Raw genomic sequence first — 10,751 nt, 5'->3', positions numbered from 1 at the left:
ATACCCACCCCCCCACTAGCGCGGCCCGCGTCTGTTTTTAATACCCCCCCGTTCGTCTTGCGGGGGGGCCCCCTCGCCCCGGGGGCCCGCGGGGGCGCGCCTCACCGCCCCCCCCCGGCGGCCCCGTCCGGCCCGGTGGTGGCGGGCGGGATCAGCGGCGGCTCACTCGGCGAGCTTCAGCCCCCGGTCCTCGATCGCCTTCTCCGCCGCGGTCTGCCCCGCCTCGAACGCCGCCCAGAACTCGCCGTTCTTCTGCGCCTTGCCGAACTCCGCCTGCATCGTCATCGTCGTGGAGTTGTGCACCGGGCTCCAGCTCCAGCCCTCTGCGATGTTCTCCACCTGCGCACCGGCGACGGCGTAGATGTCCTGACCGCCGAAGAACGACGCGTCGAACGTGGACTTGGCGGTGTCCCGCAGCGCCTCGGCGGCGGGCAGACCGCTGGAGGTGCCGGCCGCGAGCCGCGCCTTCACCGCCGCCTGGTCGGTGGTGGCCCAGGTGATGAACTCGGCGGCCGCGGCGGCCTTCGCGCTGTCCTTGGTGACGGCGAAGGCCGTCCCGCCGACCGCACCGGTCGCCGGGGTGCCCCAGTGGGGAAGCGGGGCCTCCGCCCACTTGCCCGCCTGACCGGGGTAGGTGGTCTTCACCGAGCCCGCGCTCCAGGACGCGCCGAGCAGGGCGATCGCCTTCGCGTCCGTGACGGCCTTGGTCGCCTCCGGGCTCCACGCCTTGTGGTTGAGGACCAGGTCGTCCTGCACCAGCCTCTTCCAGTAGTCGGCGACCTTCCTGGTGGCGGGTCCGGCGATGTCCACCGTCCACGCGTCGCCCTTCGAGCCGTACCACTTCGCGCCGGCCTGCTGGGCGAGACCGGCCCAGGTGGCGGTGTCGTCGCCCCAGAAGTCGAGCAGCCGCGCCTTGCCCTTCGACGCCGCCTTGACCTTCTTCGCGGCCGTCTCGAACTCGGCCCAGGTCTTCGGCACCTCGACGCCGTACTTCTCGAACAGGTCGGTGCGGTAGTACAGCGTCTGGGGGCCGACGTCGTAGGGGGCCGCCCACGTCCTGCCGCCGAGGGTGACCAGGTTCCGGACGGACTCCGGCGCGTACTCCTTCACCGACGCGCCGAGTTCGGCGGAGGAGTCCCGCAGCAGGCCCTGGGTGACGAGGTCGGGCAGGGCCTGGTACTCGACGTTGACGACGTCGGGCGCGTTGCCGGCCTTCACCGCCTTGGCGACCTTGTCGTATCCGCCGTTGAGCCCGGCGGGTATCTCGGCGAAGGTCACCTCGATGTCCGGGTGCGAGGCGTTGAACGCCGCCGCCATCTCCTTGGTGCCGGGCATCCAGGACCAGTAGGTGATCGCGACCGGCCGGTCGGCGGACCCGGTGCCGCCCTTGTCGGCGGCCGTGTCCCCGTCCCCGCCGCCGCACGCCGTCGCGAGGACGGCGAGCGAGGCGACGGCGGCGGTCAGGGCCAGGGAGGACGTACGGGAGGCGTGCTTCATTGCGCTGCTCCTACGGGGAGTCGGCCCGGCGGAGAGGCGCGGGCGGCGAGGTGAAGCACATCTTTCGGCCAGAACCGATCAGCGTCAAGACTGTATGAACAATCGATCAGAAACGAACAGTCATCCGAGCTCGGGTGCGTCACACAGCACGACCGCCGGCTCCACCCCGTCGGGCGTCCCGTCCAGCTCCAGCACCACGATCTCGTTCCGCCCCGCCCGCAGCAGCGGCCACGGCAGGTACAGCGTCCGCTGCGGCCCCCGCTCCTGCCAGTACCGCCCCAGGCAGAAGCCGTTGACCCAGACGTACCCCTTCCGCAGCCCGGGCAGCGCGAGATACGCGTCCGCCGGCTCGGGCACGTCCAGGAAGCCCCGCAGGAACACCGGCCCCGGGCCCTCCGCGGCGGTCCCGCCCGCCCAGGGCAGCCGCTCCGGCGTGCCGTGCCCGAGCTCCACGGCCCGCGCCGTCCACCCGTGCAGCAGCTGCTGGGTGTGCAGCACCCGCTCCACGCCCTTGCGTTCGCCGAGTCCGGCCCCGTAGTTGACCCGCCCCATGGACTCCACGAGCAGCTCGACGTCCACGGACCCGCCGGGGACGGCCACGTCCGGCAGGCCGTCGGCCGCGTCCCGCTCCAGGACGCCCGCGAACCGGCCGTCGAGGAAGACGTGCGCCCGGTCGCCCAACCCCTGCACCGACAGCGGGTACTTCCCTCGCGGCCCCGGGATCCGCGAGCCGTACAGCACCAGCCCGTGCCCGATCCCCAGCTCCTCGAACGACGGCGGCAGCGGCGCCCGCACCTCGTCTCCGGCGACGGCGTGCAGCACCGCCGGGTCCAGCAACCGCACCCGCTCGGTCAGTTCGACCCGGCCCGGCGGCAACAGCGCCGCCGGCGGCTCGGGTTCGGGCAGCGGCCCGTCCGCGTAGGTGCGCAGCACCTCCCGGAACGCGAAGAACTTCTCCGTCGCCGCGCCCCGTTCGTCGATCGGCGCGTCGTAGTCGTAGGAGGTCACCGTCGGCAGATAGCCGGCGCCGGTCGCGGGGTCCTTGGTGTTCGCGCCCGCCCAGGTGGAGAAGTTCGTGCCGCCGTGCGCCATGTACAGGTTGACCGACGCCCCGGCCGCCAGGATCTCCGCCAGCGTCCCCGCCGCGTCCCCCGGCTCGCGGACCACGTGCTCGGCGCCCCAGTGGTCGAACCACCCGCACCAGAACTCCATGCACATCGCCGGGTCGTCCGGCCGCAGCCTCCGCAGGTCGGCGAACGCCTCCTTCGCCCGGCTGCCGAAGTTCACCGTCGCCAGGTGCTCCGGCACGGCGCCGCCGGTCAGGAAGAAGTCGTCCGGTCCGTCCGAGGTGAACAGCGGCACGTCCACGCCCCGCGCGCGCAACCCGTCCGCGAGGTGCCGCAGGTACCCGGCGTCGGTGCCGTACGAGCCGTACTCGTTCTCCACCTGCATCATCAGCACGTTCCCGCCCCGCGTGACCTGGTGCGGCAGCAGCACCGGCACCAGCCGGTCCATCCATCGGTCGACGTGGTCCAGGTACGCCGGGTCCTGGCAGCGCAGCCCCCGCACGTCCCGGTCGGCGAGCAGCCACCACGGCAGCCCGCCGTTCTCCCACTCCGCGCAGACGTACGGCGACGGGCGGACGATCGCGTGCAGGCCGGCCGTGCGGGTGGCGTGCAGGAACCGGTCCAGGTCCGCGATGCCGTCGAAGTCGTGGACGCCCGGCCGCGGTTCGTGCAGGTTCCACGGGACGTACGTCTCCACGGTGTTGAGCCCCATGGCCCGCAGCATCCGCAGCCGGTGCGGCCACTGCTCGGGCAGGACGCGGAAGTAGTGCAGCGCGCCGGACAGGACGCGCAGGGGCCGGCCGTCGAGGGAGAACCCCTCGGGCGAGATGACGAACATGAGGGATCTTCCTGTCGATCTGTCGATAAATGAACAAGCCTGGGCGTCCGACACGGCTCCGGGAGGCCGCCGCGCTCCCGCGCCCCGGAACCGGCCCGCCGCTCCCCGCCTCAGCCCGTGCTCGACGCCCTGACGTGCAGTTCCGGCAGGATCGCCAGCCGCCTCCGCGCCCGCCCCGGCTCCGCCAGCCGCTCCGCGAGCAGGTCCACGGCCGCCGCCCCCACGGCCTGCTTCGGCGGCGCGACGGCCGTCAGCGGGATGTCGGCGAGCGAGGCGACCTCGTCGTCGTAGGCGACGATCGCGACCGCGCCCGGCACCTCCACCCCCCGCGCCCGCAGCCGCTGCAGCAGCACGAGCGCGTCGTGGTCGTTGTGGATGAGCGCGGCGTCCAGCCGCCCGCCCTCCACCGCGTCCGCGAACGCGTCGAGGAGCCGCTCCCGTTCGGCCGCGTCGCCGGCCGGCGGCGGCAGCCGGAGGGGACCCGGCTCCGGCGCGCCGAGCCCCGCCGCCTCCAGCCCCGCCAGGTACCCGGCGAGCACCTGCGCCCCGTGCGGACTGTCGTCCCGCAGCATCAGCCCGACGCGGTCGCGCCCCGCCGCCACCAGATGCCGTACGGCGATCCCCGCCCCGTACACGTGGTCGGTGACGACCCGCTCGGCGTCGAGCAGTTCGTCGCCCGGCCGCCGCTCCACCAGCACGTAGGGGACGGGGAGCCCCGCGAGCCACGACTGCCCGGCGGCCGGACCGCACGGGGTGACCAGCAGCCCGTCGATGCCGTCGGCCAGCATCCGCTCGGCCTGCGCCCGCTCCTCCTCGTGCCGGTACTGCGAGATGCCGAGCACCAGCCGCACCCCCAGCCGCGCGGCGGCCTCGTGCGCCCCCTTGATCACCTCGGGGTAGTAGTAGTCCGCGGCCGGCACGATCAGCCCGAACACCAGCCCCTCCGACCCGGACCGCACCCGGGCCGGCGTGCCCGCCGCCCGCTCCTGCGGCAGCACCGCCCCGCCGTGCACCCGCGCGAGCAGTCCCCGCTCGGCCAGGCTCTCCACGTCCCGCCGGACGGTGATGGGGGAGACCCCCAACTCCTCCGCGAAGTCGGTGACCCGCACCGACCCCTTCTCACGCAGCCGCCCCAACAGCGCCTGATGCCTCTCCTCGGCATGCATCCGCCGCAGCCCCCTCGTTCTCGACCCGAGCCGTCGCCGGGCAGTCTAGCCCCGCCTGATCGCCCGTGCACGTTTCTGATCGAACAATCATAAGAGGCATCGTCGGTTCGATTCATTGCTGTTTCCTGTTCGAGCGTGCTAGAAACCGTCCACCCGACCTCCAGCACACCCACCGTGGTCCCGGGTCCAGCGCCGCACCCCACCCCCGGAGGTTCCTCCGCCATGCCCGCCTCCCTGCCCGCCCTCTTCCTCTCCCGCCGCGCCCTGCTGCGCACCGCCCTCGCCACCACCGCCACCGTCCCGTTCGCCGTCATCACCCCCGCCCACGCCGCCGACGCCTACGACACCCTCCGCGCGACCTGGCGCGACCTGATCCTCGGCACCGGCTTCGACCCCGCCGCCGCCCCCTACGCCGCGAAGCTCGCCGACCTCGGCGCCTCGGCCACCGCCCTGCGCTCGTCGATGTCCCCCGCCACCGGCTCCCTCTGGCCCGACCTCCCCTTCGCCGACCCCGAGCCCGACACCGACGCGGAGTCCTACACCTTCTCCGGTAACCTCCAGCTCAGCTACCAGCGCCTGCGCACCCTCGCCGAGGCCTTCGCCCAACCCGGCAACGGCCTCACCGGCGACCCCGGCCTGCTCGACGCGGTCCTCACCGGCGTCGACCACCTCCACACCCAGGCCTACCGGGCCGGCCGCACCCGCTACGGCAACTGGTACAACTGGCAGATCGGCATCCCGCAGGCCCTGCTCGACCTCTGCGTCCTGCTCCACGACCAGCTCGGCGCCACCCGCCTGGACCGCACCTGCGCGGCGGTCGACCACTTCGTCCCCGACAGCGCCGTCGCGAACTACACCGGCACCTCCACCGGCGCCAACCGCGTCGACCTCTGCCGCGTCCTCGCCCTGCGCGGCGTCCTCGGCCGCACCCCCGCCAAGCTGGCCCTCGCCCGCGACGCGCTCTCCCCGGTCTTCCCCCTCGTCACCTCCGGCGACGGCCTCTACGCCGACGGCAGCTTCGTCCAGCACACCTACGTCCCCTACGCCGGCTCCTACGGCGCGGTGATGCTCGGCGGCCTCGCCCTCCTGTTCGCCCTCCTCAAGGGCTCCACCTGGGAGGTCGCCGACCCCGGCCGCCAGGTCGTCCTCGACTCCGTCGAGAACGCCTACGCCCCCTTCCTCTTCAACGGCCTCGCCATGGACGCCGTCTCCGGCCGCGCCATCAGCCGGGGCGTCCAGAAGGCCGACCCCCGCAAGGTCCGCCAGGACGACCACCTGCGCGGCCATGCGATCATCGCCTGCGTCGCGCTGCTCGCCCGCAGCGCCTCCGCCACCGAGAAGGCGCGCTGGGACGGCATGGTCAAGGGCTGGATCGCCCGCGACTACTACAGCCCGCTCCTCACCAGCCCGCAGCTCGGCGTCGCCCAACTCGCCCGGCTCCAGGCCGTCGCGGACGGCCCCGCCACCGCCGCCCCCGAACCCGTCGGCCACCGCCTCTTCCCCGGCATGGACCGCGCCGTCCACCGCCGCCCCGGCTGGGCCGCCTCCCTCGCCATGGCCTCGCACCGCATCACCTACTACGAGACCGGCAACGAGGAGAACCTCCGCGCCTGGCACAGCGGTTCCGGAATGCTCTACTGGTGGGGCTCCGACTACGCCAACGGCCAGTACAGCGACGACTTCTGGCCCACCGTCGACCCCTACCGCCTGCCCGGCACCACCGCCTCCCGCACGCCGCTCGCGGACGCCGCCGGCGGCCCCTGGGGCGCCGCCCGCCCCGACGCTCGCTGGGTCGGCGGCGCGAGCGACGGCACCCACGCCGCCGTAGGCCAGTACCTCAAGGGCCTGTCCTCCACCCTCCTCGCCAAGAAGTCCTGGTTCTTCCTCGACGACACCGTCGTCTGCCTCGGCGCCGGCATCCACGGCCGCGACGGCACCGCCGTCGAGACGACCGTCGAGAACCGCAACCTCGGCGCGAACGGCGTCCACCGCTTCACCGCCGACGGCACCGTCCACCCCGCCACCCCCGGCTGGAGCGCCACCCTCCCCGCCACCCGCTGGGCCCACCTCGCCGGCCACGGCGGCTACGTCTTCCCCGGCGGGGCCACGGTCAGGGCCGCCCGCCAGGCCCGCACGGGCGCCTGGTCCGACATCAACAAGGCCGCGACCACCACGTCCGTCACCCGCCGCTACCTCACCCTGTGGTGCGACCACGGCACCGACCCCACCGACGCGACCTACGCCTACCTCCTGATGCCCGGCGCCTCCGAGTCGCAGACCGCCGCCCGCGCCGCCGACACCGACTGGCTCACCGTCCTCGCCAACACCGACGACCAGCAGGGCGTCCGCGTCCCCTCCGCGGGCTTCACCGGCGTCAACTTCTGGTTCGCCGGCACCGTCGGCGACCTGACGGCGAGCGCCCCCGCCTCCGTCATGATCCGCGAGACCGCGACGACGGCCACCCTCTGCCTGTCCGCCCCCCTGCGCGACGGCACCACCGTCGACCTCACCTGGAACCGCCCCGCCGCCTCCGTCACCGCGAAGGACCCCTCCGTCCAGATCCTGTCGACCGGCCCCTCCCTGAAGCTCCGCATCACGCCCGGCACCCTCGGCGCCGTCCACCGCACCACGGTCCGCCTGGCCTGAGCCGGGAGCGGCGGCCGGGCCGGCGGCAACGGCCCGGCGGGCGCGGCCGTTCGGCGAGGTTTCACACCGCCCTCACACCGGCGACGCGTCCCCGTCGCCCCCGGAGGCTTCGCTGCACGAGCCCGTCCTCCCCGCACCGCCCGATCCGGAAGAGGCAGCGATGTCCCTACGGCACACCCTCGTCGGCCTGACCGCTCTCTCCGCGCTCGCCGTGTCGACGCCCGCCGCCCACGCGACGCCCGCCGCCCTCGCGACGCCCGCGGCTCCCGAGGGCCCTGCCGCCCATGCGACGCCCGCCGCCCTCGCGGGCCCTGCCGCGCAGCACCGCCGCGCCTTCGACCTCCAGGCCCACCGCGGCGGCCTCGGCCTGACCACGGAGGAGTCGCCGGCGGGCTTCGCCAAGGCGCTGGAGCTCGGGGTGAGCACCCTGGAGCTGGACACCCAGGTCACCAGGGACGAGAAGGTCGTCGTCACCCACGACCGCAAGGTCAGTGCCGTGAAGTGCCGGGACACCGCTCCGGTGACGCCCGGTGACCCGGCCTTTCCGTACGTGGGCAAGTACGTCAAGGACCTCACGCTGGCCCAGGTCAAGACGATGGACTGCGGCTTCCAGCAGCTGCCCGGGTACCCGGAGCAGGAGGTGGTCGCGGGCAACCGCCTCGCCGAGCTGAAGGACGTCCTCGCCCTCGTCAAGCACTACCGGGCCCACCACGTGAAGCTCAACATCGAGACGAAGGTCGAGGCCGGCGCCCCCGAACAGACCGCGCCGCGGGAGGTGTTCGTCCGCCGCGTCTTCGAGGAGATCCGCCGCTCGGGCATCGAGCGGCAGGCCACCGTGCAGTCCTTCGACTGGGGGTCCCTGCGGCTGATGCACCGGCTCGCGCCCAGGTACCCGCTGGTGGCCCTCACCAACTACGACTTCCTCCAGGTCGGGCAGCCCGGCGCCTCACCCTGGCTCGGCGGCATCGACGCGGACGACTACGGCGGCGACTTCGTCCGGGCGGCCGACGCGATCCCCGGCGTCACGACCCTGTCCCCGAACTACGGCTTCCCGCAGAACGGCACGGTCGCCGACCCCGCCTTCCGCTTCTACCCCGACCGGAAGATGATCGCCGACGCCCACCGGCGCGGCCTGAAGGTCGTCCCGTGGACGTGCAACGACCCCGCCACCCTGGAGCGGCTCGTCGACATGGGCGTCGACGGCGTCATCACCGACTACCCGGACCGCGTGCGCGAGATCCTGGCGGACCGGGGGATGCGCCTGCCCCGCGCCTACCCGGCACCGCGCCGCTGACCCGCGCGAAAGCCTCCGTGGAAGGCCTGCGGGCACGGTGCGCGCCGGGTGTCGCTCACCGGTACAGCAGATGCCGCCCGCGCACCGCGCGGAACGCCGCCAGGTCGTCCTGCCACAGCCCCACGACGTCGTCGACGGACGCCCCCGCCTCGATCGCCCGCCGCACCGCCCGGTTGCCGCTGAGCTTGTCCAGCCAGTACGCGCTCCCGCCGTCCTGACTCCGCCAGCCGTGCTCGGGGAACAACCTGCGCTGCTCCCTGAGCATGCTCAGCGCTGTCCGGATCGGGTCGAACTGCTCCGCGTCGGTGACCTGAAGCTCGACACCCCCGCACGTCTTCCCCGCCCATTTGGAGAACGTCGGGTTGAAGTACGCCTCCCGGAACCTCACCCCCGGCAGGCCGAGCGCGTTCAGCGCCTCCTGCCACCGGTGGTCGATGCCCGGCGCGCCCATCAGCTGGAACGGCATCGTGGTGCCCCGTCCCTCCGACAGCGCCGACGCCTCGAACCAGCACGTGCCGACGTACGCCTCGGCCGTCGCGACGGTCGGCATGTTGGGCGACGGCGGGACCCACGGCAGCCCCGTCTCCGCGAACCGCATCCGCCGCTTCCACCCCGTCATCCGCTCCACGTGCAGCTCGGCGCGCCTGCCGCCGGTCGCCTCGGGCACGAACACCGCGTTGAACAGGCCGGCCAACTCGCCCATGGTCATGCCGTACTGCTGGGCGATCGGCTTCAGCCCGACGAAGCTCGCGTTCTCCGGGTGCAGCACCGGCCCGTGCGCGTCCTCGGCGGAGAGCACGTTCGGCCGGTCCAACACCACAAAGCGCAGGCCCAGTTCGGCCGCCGCCTCCAGCGCCAGGTACATCGTCCAGATGTAGGTGTAGAACCGGGCCCCGATCTCCTGGATGTCGAACACCACGGTGTCCAGGCGCAGTTCGCGGAAGAGGGACGCCATCGTGGTGGCGCTGTTGTACGCGTTGTACACCGGCAGACCGGTCTTCGCGTCGGTGAAGAAGTCCTCGCCCTCGCCGGCCTGCGACGTCCCCCGGAACCCGTGCTCGGGCCCGAACACGGCGACCAGGTCGACCACTTCGCTCGCCGCCATCGCGTCCACGACGTGCCCGAGCTCCGCGTCCACGCCCGTCGGGTTGGAGACCACCCCCACCCGCTGCCCCGCGAGCGTCCGGTAGCCGCCGTCTCGCAGCTCCTCGAACCCGGTCCGCACCCGCCGCCCCTGCGGCCGCCCGGGCGCGGCGACGGCCTCGCCACCCACAACGGGTACGGCGGCCAGGGCGGCGGAGGCGGTCAGCAGGTCTCGTCGTCTCACGGTGGTGCGTCTCCTTCGCGCTGCGGACAAGGGCGTGCGCGGCCAGTCGACGGCCCCGACCCCGCCCAGGTCAAGGGCGCCGCGCGCCTGCCATTGGCGGCACCAATGGCAGGACGCCCGGCCGGCCGGTTGCCCTCGACGGGACGGCCTCCCGTGCCCCACCATGAACGCCATGTCCACGACACAACGAGCCGGCGCCTCCCCCTCCGCGCCCCACCGCGGCGCCCTCGTCCTCTCCCTCACCACCGCGCTCCTGCTGACGGGCGCCGCTGCCGTGCACGCCGAGCCGACCGTGCCGACGCACGCGGTCATCGTCTGCGACAGCGCCAGTTTCTACGCGAACTACGACAGCGCCTCCGGCCCCGTCGGCCTCAAGCGGACCCTGTACCGCGGCGACAAGGTCGGCCACACCCGCGGTGCGCACCCCGTCTACAACGGCTGGGCGGCCACGTTCGACTTCGGCCCCAACGACTGGGGCTTCGTCCGCAACGAGTGCCTGGGCGGCTTCGGCTCCTGGTGACCGCCGCGACCGGCCCCTCCCCCCTCCTCCCGGAACGGATGTGATCCCCCCATGACCCGAACCGCCGGGCTCGCCGCCCTCGCCCTCGCCGCCATCCTCACCGGCCTGACCGCCGGGCCGGCCGCCGCGGCCGACGGCACGGTCGGACAGCGCGAGACCGTGTGCGCCGAGGACCTGTTCGTGCGCGTGACCGCCCCCCACGGTGCGTGGATGGGCACCCTCTACCGCGGCCAGACCTTCCTCGTCGAGAAGGGCGGCGGCGACTGGGTCTACGGCTTCGCCTACGGAGACATCAACCGCCGCGGCTGGGTCCAGAACGGCTGGTTCTGCTGACCGGACCGCCCCGTCGCACCGGACCGCCCCGTCGCACCGGGCCGGCCGCCACCCCGCGCGGGG

At 73.6% G+C, this 10,751-nt stretch carries 8 protein-coding genes; 4 read left to right on the top strand and 4 right to left on the bottom strand.

Annotation, left to right across the window (positions count from 1 at the left end; genetic code table 11):
* Window positions 1-162: 162 nt before the first annotated feature.
* From ACFWEG_RS25890 to ACFWEG_RS25880, 3 genes are all read right to left on the bottom strand, one after another.
* On the bottom strand, window positions 163-1,497 hold the full coding sequence (locus ACFWEG_RS25890; protein WP_387219660.1) for an ABC transporter substrate-binding protein: 1,335 nt from the start codon (window positions 1,495-1,497) through the stop codon (window positions 163-165).
* 120 nt (window positions 1,498-1,617) lie between these two features.
* Entirely contained in the window at window positions 1,618-3,402 is a 1,785-nt protein-coding gene (locus ACFWEG_RS25885) for a glycoside hydrolase family 35 protein (RefSeq protein WP_387219658.1), read from the bottom strand.
* 110 nt (window positions 3,403-3,512) lie between these two features.
* Complete coding sequence (locus ACFWEG_RS25880; RefSeq protein WP_387219656.1) at window positions 3,513-4,568, bottom strand: LacI family DNA-binding transcriptional regulator; 1,056 nt, start codon at window positions 4,566-4,568, stop codon at window positions 3,513-3,515.
* Between the two features lie 222 nt (window positions 4,569-4,790).
* On the opposite strand from ACFWEG_RS25880, the gene ACFWEG_RS25875 reads away from it, so the two are divergent.
* A complete protein-coding gene (locus tag ACFWEG_RS25875; protein WP_387219654.1) occupies window positions 4,791-7,214 on the top strand; it encodes a polysaccharide lyase 8 family protein in 2,424 nt (807 codons plus the stop codon).
* 160 nt (window positions 7,215-7,374) lie between these two features.
* Window positions 7,375-8,508, top strand: a complete 1,134-nt coding sequence (locus tag ACFWEG_RS25870; RefSeq protein WP_387219652.1) for a glycerophosphodiester phosphodiesterase family protein — start codon at window positions 7,375-7,377, stop codon at window positions 8,506-8,508.
* A gap of 55 nt (window positions 8,509-8,563) precedes the next feature.
* Here the strand turns inward: ACFWEG_RS25870 and ACFWEG_RS25865 are convergent, their stop codons facing one another.
* Entirely contained in the window at window positions 8,564-9,835 is a 1,272-nt protein-coding gene (locus tag ACFWEG_RS25865; RefSeq protein WP_387219649.1) for an exo-beta-N-acetylmuramidase NamZ domain-containing protein, read from the bottom strand.
* A gap of 172 nt (window positions 9,836-10,007) precedes the next feature.
* Here ACFWEG_RS25865 and ACFWEG_RS25860 point away from each other — a divergent pair, with 172 nt between their 5' ends.
* Window positions 10,008-10,355, top strand: coding sequence for a hypothetical protein (locus tag ACFWEG_RS25860; protein WP_387219646.1), 348 nt, complete (start codon window positions 10,008-10,010; stop codon window positions 10,353-10,355).
* 51 nt (window positions 10,356-10,406) lie between these two features.
* Window positions 10,407-10,688: a hypothetical protein gene (locus ACFWEG_RS25855; RefSeq protein ID WP_387219643.1), complete on the top strand. Its 282-nt coding sequence runs from the start codon at window positions 10,407-10,409 to the stop codon at window positions 10,686-10,688.
* The last annotated feature ends 63 nt before the right edge of the window (window positions 10,689-10,751 follow it).

This window comes from Streptomyces sp. NPDC060194 (assembly GCF_042728285.1).
Lineage (GTDB): Bacteria > Actinomycetota > Actinomycetes > Streptomycetales > Streptomycetaceae > Streptomyces.
The sequence above is the reverse complement of the archived record's forward strand: the minus strand, read 5'-3'. Positions and strand labels throughout refer to the sequence as shown.